General features: G+C 41.8%; 14 protein-coding genes. 13 read left to right on the forward strand and 1 reads right to left on the reverse strand.

The window, feature by feature from the left end:
* Window positions 1-257 precede the first annotated feature (257 nt).
* The 13 genes from Q0502_RS13945 (at window position 258) to Q0502_RS14005 (ending at window position 19,921) form a co-directional block, all read left to right on the forward strand.
* Window positions 258-1,271, forward strand: coding sequence for an N-acetylmuramoyl-L-alanine amidase (locus Q0502_RS13945; protein ID WP_298651843.1), 1,014 nt, complete (start codon window positions 258-260; stop codon window positions 1,269-1,271).
* Between the two features lie 73 nt (window positions 1,272-1,344).
* Complete coding sequence (locus tag Q0502_RS13950; RefSeq protein WP_298651845.1) at window positions 1,345-1,875, forward strand: RNA polymerase sigma-70 factor; 531 nt, start codon at window positions 1,345-1,347, stop codon at window positions 1,873-1,875.
* 111 nt (window positions 1,876-1,986) lie between these two features.
* Complete coding sequence (locus tag Q0502_RS13955; RefSeq protein ID WP_298651848.1) at window positions 1,987-2,964, forward strand: FecR family protein; 978 nt, start codon at window positions 1,987-1,989, stop codon at window positions 2,962-2,964.
* A 293-nt stretch (window positions 2,965-3,257) separates the two neighbouring features.
* The gene (locus Q0502_RS13960; protein ID WP_298651851.1) at window positions 3,258-6,662 is read left to right on the forward strand and encodes a TonB-dependent receptor; all 3,405 of its coding nucleotides are present in this window, start codon (window positions 3,258-3,260) and stop codon (window positions 6,660-6,662) included.
* 11 nt (window positions 6,663-6,673) lie between these two features.
* The gene (locus tag Q0502_RS13965) at window positions 6,674-8,635 is read left to right on the forward strand and encodes a RagB/SusD family nutrient uptake outer membrane protein (RefSeq protein WP_298651853.1); all 1,962 of its coding nucleotides are present in this window, start codon (window positions 6,674-6,676) and stop codon (window positions 8,633-8,635) included.
* Window positions 8,636-8,826: 191 nt separating this feature from the next.
* Window positions 8,827-9,813 carry a glycoside hydrolase family 43 protein gene (locus Q0502_RS13970; protein WP_298651855.1) on the forward strand — a complete coding sequence of 329 codons (987 nt, stop codon included), beginning with the start codon at window positions 8,827-8,829 and terminating at the stop codon, window positions 9,811-9,813.
* 103 nt (window positions 9,814-9,916) lie between these two features.
* On the forward strand, window positions 9,917-12,124 hold the full coding sequence (locus Q0502_RS13975; protein WP_298651858.1) for an alpha-galactosidase: 2,208 nt from the start codon (window positions 9,917-9,919) through the stop codon (window positions 12,122-12,124).
* A 144-nt stretch (window positions 12,125-12,268) separates the two neighbouring features.
* Entirely contained in the window at window positions 12,269-13,165 is an 897-nt protein-coding gene (locus Q0502_RS13980; RefSeq protein ID WP_298651861.1) for a S41 family peptidase, read from the forward strand.
* Window positions 13,166-13,247: 82 nt separating this feature from the next.
* A complete protein-coding gene (locus tag Q0502_RS13985; RefSeq protein WP_298651863.1) occupies window positions 13,248-13,625 on the forward strand; it encodes a hypothetical protein in 378 nt (125 codons plus the stop codon).
* 115 nt (window positions 13,626-13,740) lie between these two features.
* A complete protein-coding gene (locus Q0502_RS13990) occupies window positions 13,741-16,917 on the forward strand; it encodes a UvrD-helicase domain-containing protein (RefSeq protein ID WP_298651866.1) in 3,177 nt (1,058 codons plus the stop codon).
* Between the two features lie 108 nt (window positions 16,918-17,025).
* Window positions 17,026-17,538, forward strand: coding sequence for a hypothetical protein (locus Q0502_RS13995; protein ID WP_298651869.1), 513 nt, complete (start codon window positions 17,026-17,028; stop codon window positions 17,536-17,538).
* A 67-nt stretch (window positions 17,539-17,605) separates the two neighbouring features.
* Window positions 17,606-18,349, forward strand: coding sequence for a hypothetical protein (locus tag Q0502_RS14000; protein WP_298651873.1), 744 nt, complete (start codon window positions 17,606-17,608; stop codon window positions 18,347-18,349).
* Window positions 18,350-18,421: 72 nt separating this feature from the next.
* Entirely contained in the window at window positions 18,422-19,921 is a 1,500-nt protein-coding gene (locus Q0502_RS14005; RefSeq protein WP_298651876.1) for a cellulase family glycosylhydrolase, read from the forward strand.
* Window positions 19,922-19,930: 9 nt separating this feature from the next.
* Here Q0502_RS14005 and Q0502_RS14010 read toward each other — a convergent pair whose 3' ends face one another.
* On the reverse strand, window positions 19,931-20,536 hold the full coding sequence (locus Q0502_RS14010; RefSeq protein WP_298651879.1) for an HAD family phosphatase: 606 nt from the start codon (window positions 20,534-20,536) through the stop codon (window positions 19,931-19,933).
* Window positions 20,537-20,654 lie beyond the last annotated feature (118 nt).

The following is a 20,654-nucleotide window of genomic DNA, read 5'->3' on the forward strand; positions in this document are numbered from 1 at the left end:
AAATGCGGTAAAGCGTTTTAGCATTTTTTTCTGTGGTTGCAAGCAGTTCAAATCTGTCCACATTCATTTTGTCGCCGACAAAGGTAGTAATAAAACAGGCAGATAGTTTCGAATAAAGGTTAAAATGTATTATCGGTTCTTTCTATGGGCATGGAAAGAGAAATAAAATAGTTATTTTTGAGGGCGGTCCGGACAACATATTTTACAATTCCCGTTGTTATTTTTCCGCCGCCGGATGAAATTTATGTAGTTTGGGTATGAAGATTTATTTTTTTCGCAGCCTTATCGGGATATTCCTACTGGGAATTCTACCGTTAACGGCACAAGATATGGCCTATCCGGTGGAAGGTGACGGCGTACTTTCTTTCCTGCGCCGGTGGAACAGGATCGACGATTCCTATGTACAGGAATTTATTCAACTGAATGCCGGCAGGCTCAATGCCCAGGGCGGACTGGAATTAGGCACGGTTTACCTGATCCCGCCGCTCCACCCGGGCGATGAATATCCCCCTTCCGGGGAAACGGTACCAGGAGGGACTGATCCGGCTATTTTCGGAAAAAAACTGAGCGACATCACACCGCAGTCTGACCGGTTGAAAAACGCCTGCTTTTATATTATCAGCGGGCATGGCGGCCCTGATCCGGGAGCCGTTGCGCACGTAAGTAAAAGAGAACTGCACGAAGATGAATATGCATACGATATAGCCTTGCGTCTTGCACGCAACCTGATGATGGACGGCGCCACGGTATATGTGATCATCCAGGATCCGAACGACGGCGTCCGCGACGAAATGTACCTGAATAACAGCTCCAACGAGACATGCATGGGCGAACCTATCCCCAGGAACCAGCTTGACCGGCTGAAACAACGTGTGGACAAAGTGAACGAGCTGTACGATCGGGATAAGGGAACGTTTGATCATATACGCGCCATAGATATCCATGTGGACAGCCGCAACAAGGGAAAACGCATCGATGTATTTTTTTATCACTCCACCGACAAACATTCCAAATTGTTAGCGACCACCATGAGGGATCTGTTCCGCGTAAAATACGATACACACCAGCCGGGCAGAGGATTCGGGGGATTTGTGGAGCAGCGCAATCTGTATGTGCTCCTCCATTTAGAACCCCCGTCCATCCTGGTAGAAGTAGGAAATATCCAGAACGAGTTCGATCGCCGGCGTATTCTTTCGAGCAATAATCGCCAGGCGATGGCCAATTGGATGGCACAGGCATTTTTCGAAGATTATAAGAAATCCGTCCGATAGCATCCCAAGTTCTTTGTTATTTTATGATACAAAATAGTGTGTTTGTTTACGATAAATCCACCAATAAAGAATTTTGGACAAGAACAAACTAAAATTATATGAGGATATGTTTATGAAATATTTTCCGAAAGTAAAATGTTTCATAACCCGCTTTGTTAAATCTCCTGCAATAGCAGAAGAATTAACTCAGGATGTATTTGTGAAAATATGGGAAAACTTTGATAAAATCACAGGTATCGAATACCGGGATGCCTACATTTACCGTATTGCACGTAATGAAGCTTTAGACTTTATTTCTCAAAGACACCAAGAAGAGATCCTTGTGGATAACTTTAAATTGAAAGAAGACTATTCTATTGAAGAAGAATTTTATGCCAAAGAACTTGAATTACTCGTCGAATTAATCGTAAACAGGATGCCTTCACAAAGGAGAAAAGTGTATAAAATGAGTCGAATGGAAGGTCTTACCAACGATGAAATTGCAAAAAATCTGAATATCTCAAAAAAAACCGTGGAAAACCATTTAAATCTGGCATTAAAAAAAATAAAAAAGATAATCTCAGTCTTTTCCCTTCTATCGCTCTTCATGGATCTTCACCCTTAACATGGTTTTCAGAATTCAATCAATCTAATTAAAAAAACAAAAAAACACCTACTTGATTAGGTGTGCTCCTTCTTTTTCAAGTTATCGAAATATATAAAAGAGAATGAACATATGTCTAAAATCCGCCAAATAGTACAATTGTTTTTTGAAGATGACCATCCGACAGAAACAAAACAAAAATTCTACCGATGGTTCTTGGCTCCGATATCAGAATCAGAGAAAGAAAAAGCCTTGTTTGAACAGTGGAACAGAATCGAGTCGATAGCCGATCCGTCGACAAAGGACTCATTCAATGAAGTGATTGCCCGTTTTGGTGTTGACAAAAGAAAACAGAGGTTGAGAGTAACTCCTAAATTAATACGTATTGCTGCAGTTCTCTTAATTCCTATCATAACGAGCCTGGCAGCTTATTTGTACGTAAAAAATTCGGAAACCCAATCCGTGGAATTTGTCGAATATTTTACCCCCAATGCCAATCTCCGGACAATAGATTTACCTGACGGTTCATCAGTAACAATGAATTACGGTTCGATCATTGTGTATCCCCGCAATTTTACGGCGAAAAGAAGAGAGGTTTTTTTAAGTGGAGAAGCTAAATTTACAGTCAGTCATGACAAAAAAAGACCCTTTATCGTAAAAACTAACGATATGAATATAGAAGCTTTGGGAACTATATTCAATGTCTCTTCTTACGTTGAGAACAGCGAAACTATAGCGACTTTAGTGGACGGAAAGGTAAGAATAGATATGAAAAACTCCGAAGAAAACTTTATCCTTGAACCTTCGCAGCAGATTGTGCTTGACAGGGAAACCGGAAAGACATTCATACGGCAGGCTAAGCTGGAACTTGAATTGGCCTGGGAAAAAGGATATTTATCTTTTCAGAATGCAGATATAGAGGATATCATGCAGGAAATTCAACGCAAATATGATGTCAGGATATATGCCAATTACAAAGAAATCAAAGGCGAAAAACTTACTGTAAAATTCACCCCTGACGAATCTCTTTACGAGATATTCAAAACAATACAATTATTGATTAACAGATTCAACTACAGGATAGAAGGAGATAATATATATATCTATTAATACCACAGTTCGGTATTTTTTTCAAAAGGTTGCTTATAACTACTTGATTATTAATAGTAAATATATCTTTTAAAACGGATGCTTTAACTGTTTGACTATATGATTGTTAAGTGAAAATTTACCGAACTATTATTAATAAAAACAGGCAAAAAAAATAAAAGCCCATGAAAAAAAGAACCGGAAAGTTTTACTTGCAGGTCACTTTCCGGTTTGAAATCGCAAATACATCCAATATACGTCAAAGCAATTGTAAAATATGTATTTAACGACAAATTTTAAAAATAAATCTCATAATGAAAAAAATAATATCAAAACGGAAAACTTTTTCCATTCATCATTTAGTCTTGTTATTATGCTTATCAATATCCTTCAATATTTCGGCACAGACACCGTCTGTAAGCATTCAAAAAAACAATGTAACAATAGCCGACATTTTTGAAGAGATTGAAAAACAAACGGGGCTTACTATCGCATTCAATACTTCTACTATCGATGTGACACAAAAGAGATCCATTCAAGTAAAGAATCAATCTCTCGATAAAGTGCTCTCCGAAGTGCTCAAAGGTACGAAAACAACATTTAGGATACAAGACAAACGAATAATAATTATGTCTGTTTCCCAAACGGATACAGCATCGCATCCTATACAACAGGTTGTTGAAGGAAAGGAGATCAATGGAAAAGTAACCGACAATGCAGGCGAACCACTCATTGGCGTTTCCGTCATGGAAGTAAACTCATCCAGGGGAACTGTTACTGATATAGATGGAAAATTCACGATCAAGATCCCCGAAAAAACCACTCTTATTGTTTCTTATGTAGGCTATAAGACCAAGCATGTGAATACCGGTAACATGAATACAATAAATATAGTCCTGGAAGAGGAGGAGAAGCTTCTGGATGAAATTGTTGTCATTGGATACGGAACCATGAGAAGAAGTGATATAAATGCTTCTATTGTATCTGTCAAACCTGAAGATCTGGTAAAATCCTCTTCTCCTGATTTCTCCGAAATGCTGATGGGACGCGCAGCCGGGCTTACTGTTTCCCAAACAAGCGCCCAACCCGGAGGTGGAATAGAAGTACTTATCCGTGGGGCAGCATCGACAGGAGCAGGAAATCAACCGCTCTATGTAATTGATGGCTTTCCTATCGTGAACGATGGCATTTCTCCCGGTAGTGGAACACAATGGAGTGCGGGGAACCGCAGTCCTCTCAGCGATATCAATCCGAATGACATTGCCTCCATCGAAATACTGAAAGATGCCTCAGCTACGGCTATCTATGGAGCAAGGGGCGCCAATGGTGTTGTCCTGATTACAACTAAACGCGGAACGAATCAAACACAGGTTGAGTATAATATGAATACCTCCATACAGCAAATTATCAAAAGGCCCGAATTGCTGAACGGAAGTGAATTCATGAGAGAGCAGGAACGCTATAATAAAGAACTGTATCTGATGGCCAATACGATATTTCCTTACGGCAACACCGATCCTTCCAACGTAAGCCCTTATTATCCTAAATATACGGAAGAAGAAATCCGTGCTGCCGGAGTAGGTACCAACTGGTATGACCTGATTACCCGCACCGGAAAGGTCAATCAGCACAACCTGACAATTACCTACGGAAATGATGACATTAAATCGCTTGTATCGTTCAACGTTTTCGATCAGGAAGGGGTTATAAAAACGTCAGGTTACAGCAGGTACAGCCTTCGTTATAATCTCGACCACAAGATAGTCAAATGGTGGGATTATGGGATATCGGCCCTTGGCTCATATGCTACGGAAAATAATGCAGCATTGGGTGGTGGACGCGATGCTGCCGCCGGAATAATCGAATCGGCTTTAAACTACAGTCCTCTTATCAAAGCTGAAAGAAATCCCTCTACCGGAGCATGGATAGAAGATCCCAATCAGGCATTGTTGAATCATCCGCTTTCTTATCTCGACATGCAGGATAAGACAAAGACAAAACGTTTTTTAGCAACAGCTTACACTAATTTTCATATCATACAAGATATACTTTGGATAAAATTATCAGGCGGTACTGATATCCGAGACGGACTCCGGCAAGCCTATTACCCAATGACAACGCGTTATGGCAGTCAGATCGGGGGTGATGCCAACATCAACTCGGCATATAGGGAGGATTACTCAGCCGATGCTGTTGTTAACTTTCAACAAACACTAAACGACAAACATAAATTCATCGCGATGGGAGGTTACTCCTACCAGGTAATGAATTATGAAGACGCCTACGCCCGGGCTATGGGATTTACCTCCGATGCCATTTCATGGTATAGATTACAGGCAGGGGAAAGAAGGCCGGTGGTGAGTTCATCCAAATCAAAACACGTACTGGCATCTTACTTCGGGCGTGTTCAATACTCACTTTCCGATAAATATTTATTTACATTTACGGGACGTATCGACGGCAGCGACCGTTTCGGGGAAAACAACCGTTATGCTTTTTTTCCATCAGGGGCTTTTGCCTGGCGTGCTATAAATGAAGACTTTCTCCACAATATTGATTGGCTGTCCGATGCTAAACTGAGAGTCAGTGTGGGACAAGTAGGCAATGAGAATATAGGGAATGGTGCGGCATCCGAATATTATCAATTTGAGGGTAGGAATTACTACTTTGGTGATAGTGAAAAACGCGGAGTAAATTTAGGTAAATTCGGGAATCCCAACCTGAAGTGGGAAACGACAACAGAAGCCAATTTCGGAGTAGATTACGGATTTTTCCGCAACAGAATAAACGGAAGTATAGACATATTTTACAAAGAAATAAAAGACTTGCTCAGTTACCGGGCATTACCTCATACATCCATTATAGGCAATATCCCCTGGAATATAGGGAAAACGCGCAGTTCGGGTGTTGAAGTAACGTTGAATACGATCAATCTGGAAGGGCCTCTTTACTGGGAATCAACCCTTATCTATACCTCTTACCGGGATAGGTGGAAAGAAAGGGATCCGAAAGTAATCCTAAGGCCTTATGAAAAAGAGGACGCTCCTCTCTCCGCCTTATACGCACTTATCCCTGACGGAATAAAGAAACCGGGTGAAGAAACATCTCATATGCCCGGTCTGTTACCCGGACAACAAAAGTACAAAGACGTAAACGGTTTGGACGGGGACGGCAATCTTACGGGGAAACCAGATGGCAAAATTGACCAGGCTGACGTAGTCTATATCGGCACCCATGCCCCTAAGTTCACGATGGGATTTAATAATGAATTCAAATACAAGGGATTTGATTTGAATCTTTTTCTTTATGCGTCAGTCGGAGCATACAGGTGGCCTTCCACACATGTGGAACATGGTGTCTATGGCAGTTACGGGACGCAGATGCTAAGGGATAATTATAATTATCTGCGGGAGATCCAAAATCGCTGGGGCTCGGACAATCTGGACGCGACTATGCCGAGCGGCGAAGTTAATAGTTACGATGCGTTTGGAGCGCCTCATTTCGAAAAAGCTTCGTATTTGCGTCTTAAAAACCTGACATTAGGCTATGACATTACGAGACTTTTTAATACAAATAGACTGAATGCAAGAGTTTTCTTCACAGGACAGAATTTGCTGACAATAACAGGTTATAATGGTTTTGATCCTGAAGTAGAACGCGACAGGGCCTCTTACCCGCAACAAAAAACACTCTCTTTTGGTCTGGATATTAAATTTTAAAACCAAGAATCATGAAAGGTAAAATTAAATATATATTTATTTTATTATTAGGGTTGCACTTCTTATCATGTGAAGGAGACTTAAACCCTCAACTGTATGGGACCATCACCAACGAAGATGCATTCAAAACTCCCCAGGATTTGGAAGCCGCCACTACAGCGTTGTACTACGAACTCAGGCAAAAAGGATGGGGGCCTTATCTGTTCACCGACGGAAGTTCTTTTGTAATGGATGTAGCCGTAACAGACGAATGGACTACAAAATGGGCTTGGACTAATTTTCTTAACGGAACATGGACAACCCAGGAAGCAATGGCCGTAAGATTTTACGATTGGACTGCACCCAATATCACACGCTGTACATATACCATTGCACGAATAGAAGAATGTGGGTTAAGTGATGAGGTGAAAAACGAATATATCTCTCAAATCAAAGCTTTGCGCGCCTTTTTCATGTTCGACCTTTACCGGTTTTATGGTCCTATGCCGATGATCATCGAAGCGGAACGCGCCATCAATCCAGATCCTGATTATAGGCCTGAAAGACCTTCGGCAGAATCTGTGGAAGAATTCATCAGGACAGAACTAAGAGCCGCTGCCGATATACTGCCCGTCGAATGGAGTCAATACGGCAGAATAACCAAAGGGGCTGCCCTACACTATTTGCTAAAATACTACATGTTTAAGAAAGAATGGCAGGAGGCATTGAATATAGCAAATGAGATAATCGGCTTAAATTATTACAGACTCGAAGAAAATTACGCGGATATATTCTCAGCCCAGAATGAAGGTAACCGGGAGTTGATATTTGTCATACGTGCCGAGGCATTGGCAGATTACGGTAATCATACTTATGCCAATATTCTGCCCGGGGATTTCGCATCGCCTCACGGCAATGTGGTCGACGGATGGAACGGACATCGTATGCCCTGGGCTTTTTACGATACGTTTGACGAAAATGATAAAAGACGCGAGTTGGCTGTAGTTGAATACAGGACAAAAAGCGGATCGATAACCAACCTGAGAGAAACGGGAGACATAGGCGCATTACCCCTGAAATACGGAATAGACCCTGAGGCATCCGGCATATGGGCTGGAAACGACAAAGTAATGGACAGGTATGCCGAAGTGTTATTGTTCAAGGCAGAGGCATTGAATGAACTGAACGGTCCTAATGAACAAAGTATCAATCTGATCAATGATATCCGGAAGCGTGCCTTTGGAGCCGGAGTATCCATCCCCTCTGAAATTATTTTGAAAGAGGAATTTGATACGGAAATCAATGGGAACGCTGCCGGTTCTTTCACAATGAATAATTATGATGAAAATAACGGTGCAGCATGGACCTACGCTATTGATAATACAGGTGTGCTATCGGGTGAAAATTCGTTGCATATAAACGTAATACGATCCAATAATGAATTTTGGACTCTTCAGGTACGGGCCGACAACCAACCCGTAAAGAAAGGCCGGACTTATTCAGTCAGGTTCAAGGTTAAATCCAGTCAAAACATGAATCTCGATTTCCGTTCCGAAGGACCGTTATCTCACACAGAGATTATTCCTTTGACTGCCGGTGAGGTTAAAAATGTTTCTTTTGACACAGCTCCCGCAGGAGAAGACGGAAATTGCGTAATATTCTTTGCATTGGGAAACACCGGAAATAATTACGATATCTGGATCGATGACATTATATTTGAGGCCAAGGAACAAATAACAGGCAGTGCCGGGGATTTTCTTATCAAACTGTCTGACTTTCCCGATAAAGAAAGCTTACGGGATTGGATATTGAAAGAGAGGGGTTGGGAATTTTGGTATGAAGGCAAAAGAAGACCGGATCTCATCCGTATGAATAAATATATTGAAGTCGGCCAACAAATAGGAAACAATTTCGGTGAAAAAAACCTACTGTTTCCTCTTCCATCGCATGTATTGATTGAAAATCCAAGGATAAAACAAAATCCGGGATATTAACAAAAGGTTATTTTAGAGGGTGTGCTAAAAATGAAAATTTGTTTAATACACCCTCTACTAAAAGCTACTGATATGGAGAAACTATTTACCTCTTATTTAAGATATTCCGCAATAATCAATATAATTATTACTCTAAGGACAGTAATTTAGAAATAAGACAAGGAGTAAAAGTCAACAGAAAATATACAACAATGAAAAAAGCATTTAATTCATTCCTTTTATTCTTCTTTTTTATAAACACTATCTTTATACAAGGTTGTGAAAACGGGAAAGATCCGAATTCTGACAACCCTACGCCGACACCTGAACCGGAGGAGATCTATGACCTCAGAGTAAATGACATGCATGTTCGCGATCCATTCATATTGGTAGACAGGGAAAATCAGGTATATTACATGCATGTGAATGGGAATAAAAAAGTCAGAGTTTACAAAAGTAAGGACCTGACCATGTGGAAAGATATGGGAATCGCTTTTAACCCAAACAATGATTTCTGGGGAAAATCTGATTTTTGGGCACCCGACGTATATTACTATCAGAACAAATATTACCTGTTCATCACTTTAAGTGCTCCGAATATCAAACGCGGTACATCCGTTTTGGTTGCCGATAAACCCGAAGGTCCTTTTGCACCTGTGGTAAACAGGGCGGTTACACCATCGGAATGGATGAGTCTCGACGGGGCGTTGTATGTCGATAAAGATAAAACCCCATGGATAATATATTGCCATGAATGGCTCGAAGTGGGAGACGGTGAGGTCGTTGCCCAACAGCTCAAAGAAGACCTCACGGAAACCATAGGCGAACCCAAAGTCCTGTTTAAAGCATCGGAAGCTCCGTGGGTTGGTGATATTTCTTCGGGAAATACTACCGGAAAAGTTACCGATGCACCTTTCATTCATACATTGGACAATGGACAATTGATTATGTTGTGGTCGAGTTTCCGTAAGGACGGAAAATATGCCATCGGGCAAGCAACCTCACAATCAGGGAATTTATTAGGCCCCTGGACACAGGAAGCCGAACCGTTGAATAATGATGATGGAGGCCACGCCATGCTGTTTAACGATATTAAGGGGCGTTTGATGATTTCGTATCATGCACCTAACAGTAATACTGAAAGGCCTGTTATTAAGCAAGTTTACATAAATAATGGAAAAGCTGTAATACCTGATTAGCATATAAAACTACTTAAGTACAATTAATTTTAATATTTATCTTAATTTTGTAGTTCTTCACTGCAGGATACATTTTATATAGGAATAAATAGTTTTAATCATAATGAAAAATAGAATTATCTATACTATAATACTCTTTTTGACATCGCAACTTATATTTTCCCAGGATGATAAAGTTTGTTCGATAAACACCGACAATACTGCATTGATTTTCACGGTAAGTGAAACCGGTAGATTGACATTTCGTTACTACGGAAGAAAATTGAACGACGAATCCGTATTTGCAAATGTAAAAAGCTACGGAAAAGCCGACACAAACCGGGACCTGAGTTATGAAGCCTATCCCACAAACGGCCTGGGTTATGTAAATGAACCGGCTTTGAGCGTGATTCATTCCGATGGCAGTCTCATCACGGAATTGGCATATACGAACACAGAGGTGATAAAAAAGGATGAAAATATTACGTATACAATTATCAGCCTCAAAGACAAGGTGTATGACCTGAGCATATATCTGCATTTTGAGTCATACCATAAAGAAGACGTAATCGCTCAATGGGTCAGGATAAAGAACGACGAAAAAGGCAGTATACAACTGAAAAATATATATTCCTCATTCCTTAATCTGAAAGCCGGCAGCTATTACCTGACGCATTTCAACGGGGCATGGGCGGGAGAAATAAACCGCGTGGAGGAGAAACTCGAATACGGTATAAAGAGCATTGAATCGAAAAAAGGAGTACGGACTACCCAGACCGAAAATCCGTCTTTCATCCTATCTTTAAACCATCCCGTTCAAGAGAATGCAGGAATTTGTTACGGAGGGGCATTGGCATGGTCGGGTAATTATAAATTGTCGTTTGAATTGGACGAATTAGACCATTTAAATATTCTGGCCGGTATAAATCCTTATTTATCGGACTACACGCTTGAAACGGGTGAATCTTATGAGACTCCTAAAATGATCTATACCTACAGCGGGGAAGGACAAGGTCTTATATCACGTAATTTCCATAATTGGAGCCGTTCGTATGCACTACACAAAGGTTACGAAGAGCGTCCTGTAGTGTTGAACAGTTGGGAGGGAGCCTATTTTAATTTCACAGAACAGACCATCATCGATATGATAGACGATGCCGCCCGTATGGGAGTGGAAATGTTTGTGCTGGATGACGGCTGGTTCGGGAATAAATATCCCCGTAATGGCGATAACGCAGGATTGGGCGATTGGCAGGTAAACAAGAAAAAATTACCGAACGGATTGCAATACCTGATCAATCATGCGGAGAGTAAAGGAATAAGGTTTGGTATATGGATTGAACCCGAGATGGTTAATCCGAAAAGCGAGCTTGCCGAAAAACATCCCGATTGGATCGTGCAGAGTCCGGGACGTGATAAAATAACATTAAGGAACCAGTTACTGTTGGATTTAACCAATCCTGAAGTGCAGGATTTTATCTGGGAAATGGTAGATAATCTCTTAACGGAAAATAAGGGTATTTCCTATATTAAATGGGATGCCAACAGACATGTTGAACAAGTCGGATCGACCTATTTAAACGCAGACAGACAAACCCATTTTTGGATAGAATATACAAAGGGGTTATACAGTATTTATGAGAAAATCAGGGAAAAATATCCCGACCTTATATTTCAGGTATGCGCTTCGGGCGGTGGGCGTGTTGACTACGGTTCACTACCCTATCACGATGAATTCTGGACATCGGACAATACAGATCCGCTCAAACGTCTGTATATACACTATTCCACCAACCTGATCTACCCTCCGGTAGCCACTGCAGCCCACGTTTCCACCAGCCCGAACCACCAGACAGGACGTATTACGCCGTTGAAGTTCCGTTTTGACGTCGCAATGACCGGTCGGCTGGGGCTTGAATTGCAACCGAAAGACATCGTTGGAGAGGATTGGGATTTTGCCCAACAGGCAATTCGTGATTATAAGGCATACGTAAGACCTCTTGTCACAAAAGGGGATTTATATCGCCTTATCTCGCCTTACGATCCCGGTAACAACTATGCTGCCCAGATGTATGTAAACAAGGATAGCAAGAATGCTGTAATGTTCGTATTTTGTACGGAAATCAATAATCGCGGAGTTGTTCCCCGTATTTATTTACAAGGGCTACACCCCGATAAATCTTATCGAATAAAGGAAATTAATAATCGTGGAAGATCATCATTTTGGGGTAACGACAAGGTCTTTAAAGGAGAGTTTTTAATGAATGCAGGTATCGAAATTAATATTTCAACCCAGTTCGATAGTGCTGTCTTCCTGTTGGATGAATTTTAGTCATTATAGAATCGGAAAAATTATCTATGCTTAATAGTGAAATCAGTTATGCGCAAAGTATGAATATCAGGTTATAAAGAATGAAGCGGTATATTCTATTAATAGCAGGAGTTATAGTATCTATCACAACAGTCTGTTCTCAAAATGAAAAAATTGATTGGGATGGGTAGTAGATTATTATCTATAAATCAAGTTGTGGTAGAAAGGGTAATAGACAGTGTTAGTACATTATTCACTATTGATAATCAGGCGATGATAAAGAATTCAACTCCACAAATAATTCCTGTTCTACCAATTTTGCAATATTTCGGTTTTGCAGATACAGAACAGGTTGAACTGGGATTGAAAACAAGTACAAATCAAAACCTTATTTATACGCTAAAACCATCATTAATGAATCGAAATAACCGGATATCCTTTAGACCAGAGACCCTTACCTTCAGTATGAAAAATGAAAGAGCCTTTTTTACAGATTGGTATTCTCCGGAAGAAAAAATATATTATATGTTGTATAATAAATGTTGGAGCAAAGAACTTGAATTGCAACATGGCAACAAAGAAACCGCAGAAAAAACACCCTCATTTAAAGAGTTTGAAGAAAGAGCATTTCATATATTAGAAAATAAACCTGTTCAAAAAGTTATATTTGACCTGAGATATAATGGTGGCGGAAACTCATTACAAGGTACTGTGTTTATAGAGAAATTGGCTAAATTTTTAGAAGAAAGTCCAGATACAAAAGTATATGTGGTATCAGGCAGGGCTACATTTTCTTCTGCCATACTGAATGCAATGGATTTCAAGCGATTGACAAATGCTATATTTGTGGGTGAAGAAACTGCAGGAAAACCGAATCATTTTGGCGAAGTAAGAAACTTTCAGCTTCCAAATTCAAAATTATATGTTAGCTATTCAACAAAATATTTTAAGAGGACAGATGAAAATGTAAACACCATTAAACCTGATGTCGTAATAGAAATGAGTTTTTCCGATTTTACAAAAGGGATTGATCCTGTTTACGAATGGATAAAACAACAATAAATTAGAGAAACTTCATCTGATATAGCGGCAAACAATATGCCGAACAAAATAATCTGATGTTGAACCAAAAATTATGTATAAAATGAAAAAAATCGGTGTTTTATTAGCAGCAATAGTATTGTTGAGCTTGTATACAACAGCTTATGCAAGCGACTTAACCAAAGCCGTACAAGGAACATGGACAGCAAAAGTAGCCGATGCTCCTTATGGTTATCAGGATTATCAGGTGACCATAAAACAGCTTGAAGGTAAATGCGTGGCAGATATTACGGGCTCTCAACTGAATGTGAAAAATCAGGAATTGAAAGAAGTTGACGGAAAACTGACAACAACAGTGTACGCCGGAGAAAATGTGAAAGTCGTCATCTGGAAGGAAAAGAAAGAAGTGAAAGGAACGGCCGATACCTCCATGGGTAAGCTGCCGATTGAATTTACCCGTAAACAGGAATCCAAACAATAAACGTCTGTCATCTACGGTTTTTTATTGGCAGAACTTGCTCCTTTACCGCCCGTGCGTTCCTATCCTATGGGGATTAAGGTAAGGCGGAGAAAATTAATTACATAAAAGAACGTCTATGTTTTATATTGCCGATCTTCATCTTCATTCTCATTATTCGAGAGCTACCAGCAAGGAATTGAATCTTGAATCACTTTTCCAGTGGGCACGCATCAAAGGTATTCACGTGGTAGGAACAGGAGACTTTACGCACCCCCTCTGGTTTAAAGAGGTAAAAGAAAAGCTGGAGCCGGACGGAACAGGCTTGTTCCGCCTGAAAAATTCCCCGAAAAAAGAGGTCGACGGATTCAGATGCAGGGACATTGATGTACGGTTTTGCCTTACCTCCGAGATAAGCTCCATTTATAAGCAGGGAGATAAGGTTTACAAAAATCACAATTGTATATATGCCCCGGATTTTGAAACAGTCGCCCGCATTAATGCGAGGTTGGCGCAAATAGGGAATCTGGAAGCAGACGGAAGACCTATCTTGGGACTACCTGCACGCAACCTGCTGGAAATCGTGCTGGAAACTTCTGAAGATGCCCATCTTATTCCGGCTCATATCTGGACACCCTGGTTCTCCCTCTTCGGCTCAAAATCGGGTTCCGATACAATAGAAGAATGTTTCGGCGATTTATCTCCCCATCTCTTTGCGCTCGAAACCGGTTTGTCTTCCGATCCAGAGATGAACTGGCGGCTGAGCATGCTTGACAAATATACACTGGTGTCCAATTCGGACGCCCATTCTCCGCAAAAACTGGGACGAGAAGCCAATTTGTTCGATGCAGAACAAAGCTATTACGCCCTGTTCAATGCACTAAAAACAAGGAAAGGATTCCTCGGTACCTATGAGTTTTTTCCCGAAGAAGGCAAATACCATATGGATGGACATCGCAAGTGCAATGTCTGCTTTGAACCGGAAGAAAGTATCCGCCACAAGAATATTTGTCCAAAATGCGGACGGCCACTCACTATAGGTGTGCTGCACCGTGTCTTCGAATTAGCCGACCGCAGGCAGCCGCAACAACCGGAGGGGGCACCGGGGTTCCATTATATTATTCCCCTGCCCGAAATACTTGCCGAAATCAAAAATGCTTCCCCTTCCGGCAACGTGGTGAACCGGTTTTTCCAGCAGGCCATATCTTCGTTCGGCAATGAGTTTAGCCTGCTGACAGAGGTTCCCGTCGAAGATATCAAAAAACAGGCGGGCATGTTGCTGGCAGAAGCTATTAAACGGATGCGGGCCCGCGAAGTATACCCTCAGGGTGGATATGACGGAGAATACGGTATCATTAAAATTTTTAAAGAAGGGGAAATAGAACAGCTTACAGGCCAGATGAACCTCTTTGGAGGGGCTGGCATAGATAAAACCGCCAGGTGTGAAAGCAGGGACACGGAGATTACGAAGAAAACACCCTTAACCGATCTGAAAGAATCCGCTGATACCTCTTCCTTAAATACGGAACAACAGGCCGCCTGCGAAACAGAAGGGGCTGTATTGGTTACGGCTGGGCCCGGTACAGGAAAGACCAAAACACTGATCAGTTGGATCGCCCATTGCATCCAAAAGGGAAAGATACTTCCGGAGGAAATACTGGCTGTTACTTTTACCAATAAGGCAGCCGATGAAATGAAAGACCGCCTGTTTATTCTTCTGAAAGAAGCGTCAAGAGGAATTACCCTGGGAACCTTCCACTCGCTCTGTTTTGCCATATTGCAGGAACGTTATGAAAACCTGCATATAGTTTATGACGACGAAAGCCGTGAAATCATCCTGGGTATGCTTTTCTCCGGCAAAGAAGAAAAGACGCTGAAAAGCCTGTCAACCCAACTGAAGGAATATTTCGAGAAAAACTGTCCGGAAGATGCAGGTGAGCTACAGGAAATCGCTGCGGCATATCAAAGTTTCATGCTGCAAAACGGCGGAATCGACCTGGCCGATATTATCGGTGCAGTCGTCAGGCTATGGCGTACGGAACCGGAGTGGTTGGAGATTTTCCGGAACCGTTACCAATCCATTGCCGTGGATGAACTGCAGGATATCAATCCCCTGCAATATGAATTTTTAAAGCTGTTGGGGAAAGATAAAAATATGCTGGCAATTGGTGACCCGGACCAAAGTATTTACGGTTTCCGTGGGTCGGATGTAAGATTGTTTTTTCAATTCAGTGAGGATTTTGGTGCAAAAGAAATCTCACTTCAGCAGAATTACCGTTCTTCGGGTTTTATTGTGGAATCGGCAACCAGTCTTATCCGTAACAATCTTCAGCGTAAGGATATCCGGCTGATTGCCCATAAACCCGGCAAGGAAAAAATCCGCCTCTTCAGTGCAGACGACGAATATAAAGAAGCGGCCTTTATCGCCGGAGAAATTGAAAAACTGGTCGGGGGATTCCATAACCTTATCGGGAATAATACCCATCAGGATGGTCAATACGGCTTCTCTGATATGGCGGTGCTGTTTCGTACCCGTACCATAGGCCAGGCTTTGCTTACCGCATTTAAACAATCGGGCATACCGGTACGTTTCGGTGATGCTTCTTCTTTTCTGGAAACCTATCCGTTCCATCTCATAACCGATGTAATAAAGCTGTATCTCTATCCGAAAGATATTATCGCATTAGACAGTGTACTCAGGCATGGTTTCAACATGAACAAAAAAGAGAGGCAGGAATTTCTTTTATCGTATCCCGAAGAAGCGCGTTTTCTTTCTCTTTTTGGAAAAGAAGGAGAAGCAATTTTTGCAAAGCAAGGAGCAGCAGGCGTTGTGTCGTTTATTTCTGAAAAATTTATCCCTGATGAAACCCTGGATGATACGGGAATTATCCGTAAAGAAACCATCCTCCACATCGCCGGGGAATACGAAGGAGATCTGGAACAGTTTCTGCATAAGATTTTGCTGGATACCTATACCGATGTGGCACGCCTGAGAACCGATGCGGTAACCCTGTTGACGTTTCACGCTTCCAAAGGGCTTGAGTATCCGGTTGTATTTATTGCAGGAGCCGAAGAAGGAGTAACTCCTTTGTTGAGGAATAACATTGATATCGAAGAAGAAAGAAGACTTTTTTATGTCGCCCTTACCCGTGCCAAGGATCATTTGTTTATTACAAATTCCCTGAAGAGGAAAAATTTCAACCGGACAGAAAATAAGACCCTGTCAAGATTTGTTGGAGAAATACCCGTTTCCTTAACGGAAATCATAGAAAAGAAACCTCCAAAGACCAAACCAGAGCAGTTGCGTTTGTTTTAGTATAAATCCATACAACCTACTCATAAGCCTTTTCGAAATGAAAAGTTTTGTGATATAATATAATTCCATTATTTTTGGAAATAAGAAGTGACGATGCATAATAATCGTATGAAACGAAAAATATTCATTTTATTCTCTCTATTTGCTCTTTTGTGTGCAGAGGTTGAGGCAAAAGGAACAAAAGCAATTAGCGCTAATGATTTTTTAAACAGTTTAGGAGCTTGTTCATCCGTTTCACGTAGGGGTGAGAATTTGAATGAGACCATTGAAAATGTAAAATATACCGGACTGAGATGGCTGCGTGTAGGTTATGAAGACGATGTACCGGCGGAAGATTTTATCCGGTTGCACCGACAAACAAATGTACTTTTAAGTTTTGGATTACTCAGCGGAGGGAATAATATAGACAGACTTATTACAGAGTCGGGGCAATTGGCAGAGGCAGGCGCTTTGCTTGCTATCGAAGGCGCGAATGAGCCAAATAATTGGGCAATAACCTATCAGGGTGAAAAAGGTGGCGGAAGAAATTCATGGATACCTATCGCCAATTTGCACAGGGATCTTTATAAAGCCGTGAAAGAAGATCCTGTCTTAAAAGATTATCCTGTTTGCAATCAGTGAAAGTGGAGCGCAAACGGATAATGCAGGATTACAATTTTTAATTATTCCCGAAAGTGCAAATACATTGATGCCTGCGGGAACGCAATATGCCGATTATGCTAATTGTCACAATTACATAGTGCATCCGGCTTGGTCCGGCCTACACGATAATCAAACATGGCTGAGTGCTTCGCCTACGGAAGATTGCCCTGTTGACGGATTATATGCCAATTATGGTTTGACCTGGGCGAAAAAATTTCCCGGCTATTCGGAAGATAAATTAAAAACTTTGCCTCGCGTTACTACAGAAACAGGATACGCCATTCATGAAAAAGAAGGAGTAACGGAAGAAATTCAAGCCCGTTTGTATTTAAATCTATATTTATCTCAATATAAACAAGGTTGGAAACATACGGCAATTTACTTATTAAAGGGACGGGCAAATGAACCGGATCATGAAGCATTTGCTTTTTATACGCTGGATAACCAACCTAAGCAAGCTGCTCATTATTTGCATAATTTCACAACGATTTTAGCGGATAATAAATCTGTTCCAAAATTGGGTGTATTGGATTATACCATCCCTGATCAACCTGATACCACACATGATTTACTGTTACAAAAAAGTGACGGACATTTTTATCTTGTGTTGTGGGGTGAGCGATTTGCGGGGGGAACGGACAGTGTTACCGTGAAGTTCGGAAAACAACATAAAACGGTAAAAATATACAATCCCACTGTAGGTGTCTTACCAATTAAAATATTGAATAAAGCAAATAGTTTGCCGTTATTGCTAACAAATCATCCTATGATTATTGAAATAGAAAAATAAAATCTCTTTGAGATACCGATATAAATACAACCGATAGAAATTTCAACATTCTATTTTTTAAAAATGAAAAAGATGAATCTGTATCTGCTTCCGGCGCTGTTTTTGGCGCTGTTGAACTGTAGCAATACTACCCCTGAGCAATCGGGAAAAGAGTCATCGTGGGCAACGGCTCACGAACTAAACAAACGATTGGAGCGGGGAATGAATATCGGCAATACTTTCGAGGCGATGCCCTCCTGGCAGTCGCCTTTCGATTCGGAGGATTTAAAGCGCATAGCCGACCTCGGGTTCAATCATGTGCGGATCCCTATCCGATGGGAAAGGGAAGATCGGAGTATGGCATCCACTCCCTATACCATTTACCCCGAATTCATGAGAACCATTCAATCGGTAGTGGATGAAGCATTGAAAAACAAGCTCCATGTTATTATCAATATGCACCATCATGACGCACTCTATGCCGATCCTGCAGGACAAAAAGCGCGCTTCCTGTCGCAATGGCAACAGATTGCCGATCATTTCAAAGAGTATCCCGACAGCCTGCTTTTCGAAATAATGAACGAACCGCACGATAACCTGACTGCAAATCTATGGAACAGCTATTCGAAAGATGCCTTGCAGGTCATCCGTGAAAGCAATCCCCAGCGCTGTGTACTATTGGGTGTGGCCGAATGGGGCGGAGTCAATGCGTTACAAAAACTCGACATCCCCGATGATCCGAACCTTATCCTTACTATCCATTATTATAATCCTTTCCAGTTTACCCATCAGGCTGCAGAGTGGGTAGAAGGCTCCGATGCATGGCTGGGAACTCCCTGGCGCGATACGGAATACGAACGTAAAGCGGTACAGGAAGATTTCAAATCAGTAAAGCGGATAGCCAGCGAGAAAAATATTCCCGTCCACATAGGGGAGTTCGGCGCATTTTCACGGGCAGATATAGATTCACGAATCCGATGGACACAATATCTGGCGCGCTGGTTCGAACAACAGGACTTCAGCTGGGCATACTGGGAATGGAATGCAAGTTTCGGTATTTTCGACCCGAAAACAGGTTCGTACCGTACCGATCTGGCAGATGCCCTGCTTAAGAATCCTATTCCGGAGCCGTTCTCCCCATCTTATAGGATCCTATATTCATCGGACTTCACCGGTAACAGCAACGCCGGATGGATTCTGTATAACAACGACGCATCGGCTTCATCCACCGTAACCTTTTCGGGCAATAAAGCAACGATTGGTATCGTTAAACCGGGAACGGAAGTATGGCACGTTCAGCTCATCAAAGACGGATTGAATATGGAGCAAGGGAAAACATACCTGGTGAGTTTCCGGGCCTTTTCCCCGGACAGCGATGCAAAAATGATCGATTTTCGTTTTTCCAAAGCTTCCGACCCGTGGACGAGTTACGCGGGGCAAACATTCACCATCGACAAGAAAGAGACGCAGTATGAGTTGATGTTTACGGCAACACAATCCGATACGCAGGCAAGGATGGTGTTCTCGATGGGAAACACAGGAACGCCGGACGTGATCCTGTCCGATATCCGCTGGACGGAAGTGATATTCTAAAACGGAGAATTATAAAACACCCCGCGCTTTCAGCGTCTTTTCCAGATGAAGCCCACCGGGAAGATGGATCGTTTGGAACCCCAACTGTTGTGCCGTCTCGATATTAGCATAGTTATCATCGATAAACAATGATTCCCCGGCCTGTATCCCATAGCGCTCCAACAGGATCAGGTAGAGTTGCGGGTCGGGCTTTACCGTTTTTTCCGCGCCGGAAACAACCATTCCATCCAGATCATTGAAAAAATCGTAACGCTCCATGGCAAGAGGAATCGTTTCGGCCGACCAGTTGGTGAGACCGTACACTTTATATTTCTTTTTCAGAGGCTTGATCAACATAACGTTCTCTTCGATCGTTCCTCCCAGCATCTCATCCCATCGACCGTAATACATGGCTATCTTTTCACGGTATTCAGGATGTTGCTCCTGTAAGATCCGGGTAGCCTCCGCCAGAGGACGTCCCGCATCCTGCAACAGATTCCAGTCATAACGGCATACATGCTCCAGGAAATAATTCATCTCTTCTTCTGTGTCGAAAATCTCCCGGTAAAGATACACCGGGTTCCAATCGATCAATACCCCGCCGAAATCAAAGACGATATTCTTTAATGACTCCATTATTGTTTGTTTCTATTTTTTATGTTCAATTTCAGGCCCCAAAGATACGATTTTTTCTCTCCCCGGGCCCTTTCTGTAGGGACCTGGTGTTAAAAAACAAGAAGTATATCTGTTAAAA

The organism is uncultured Proteiniphilum sp. (assembly GCF_937873925.1).
Taxonomy (GTDB): domain Bacteria; phylum Bacteroidota; class Bacteroidia; order Bacteroidales; family Dysgonomonadaceae; genus Proteiniphilum.

Bases quoted from the DNA above. Each gene is read 5' to 3' on its own strand.
- Q0502_RS14010 (WP_298651879.1), bottom strand. From the start codon at position 20,536: ATGGAGTCATTAAAGAATATCGTCTTTGATTTCGGCGGGGTATTGATC.
- Q0502_RS13975 (WP_298651858.1), top strand. From the start codon at position 9,917: ATGAAAAATAGAATTATCTATACTATAATACTCTTTTTGACATCGCAA.
- Q0502_RS13985 (WP_298651863.1), top strand. From the start codon at position 13,248: ATGAAAAAAATCGGTGTTTTATTAGCAGCAATAGTATTGTTGAGCTTG.
- Q0502_RS13955 (WP_298651848.1), top strand. From the start codon at position 1,987: ATGTCTAAAATCCGCCAAATAGTACAATTGTTTTTTGAAGATGACCAT.
- Q0502_RS14000 (WP_298651873.1), top strand. From the start codon at position 17,606: ATGCCTGCGGGAACGCAATATGCCGATTATGCTAATTGTCACAATTAC.
- Q0502_RS13980 (WP_298651861.1), top strand. From the start codon at position 12,269: ATGAAAAAATTGATTGGGATGGGTAGTAGATTATTATCTATAAATCAA.
- Q0502_RS14005 (WP_298651876.1), top strand. From the start codon at position 18,422: ATGAATCTGTATCTGCTTCCGGCGCTGTTTTTGGCGCTGTTGAACTGT.
- Q0502_RS13960 (WP_298651851.1), top strand. From the start codon at position 3,258: ATGAAAAAAATAATATCAAAACGGAAAACTTTTTCCATTCATCATTTA.
- Q0502_RS13990 (WP_298651866.1), top strand. From the start codon at position 13,741: ATGTTTTATATTGCCGATCTTCATCTTCATTCTCATTATTCGAGAGCT.
- Q0502_RS13965 (WP_298651853.1), top strand. From the start codon at position 6,674: ATGAAAGGTAAAATTAAATATATATTTATTTTATTATTAGGGTTGCAC.
- Q0502_RS13995 (WP_298651869.1), top strand. From the start codon at position 17,026: ATGAAACGAAAAATATTCATTTTATTCTCTCTATTTGCTCTTTTGTGT.
- Q0502_RS13945 (WP_298651843.1), top strand. From the start codon at position 258: ATGAAGATTTATTTTTTTCGCAGCCTTATCGGGATATTCCTACTGGGA.
- Q0502_RS13970 (WP_298651855.1), top strand. From the start codon at position 8,827: ATGAAAAAAGCATTTAATTCATTCCTTTTATTCTTCTTTTTTATAAAC.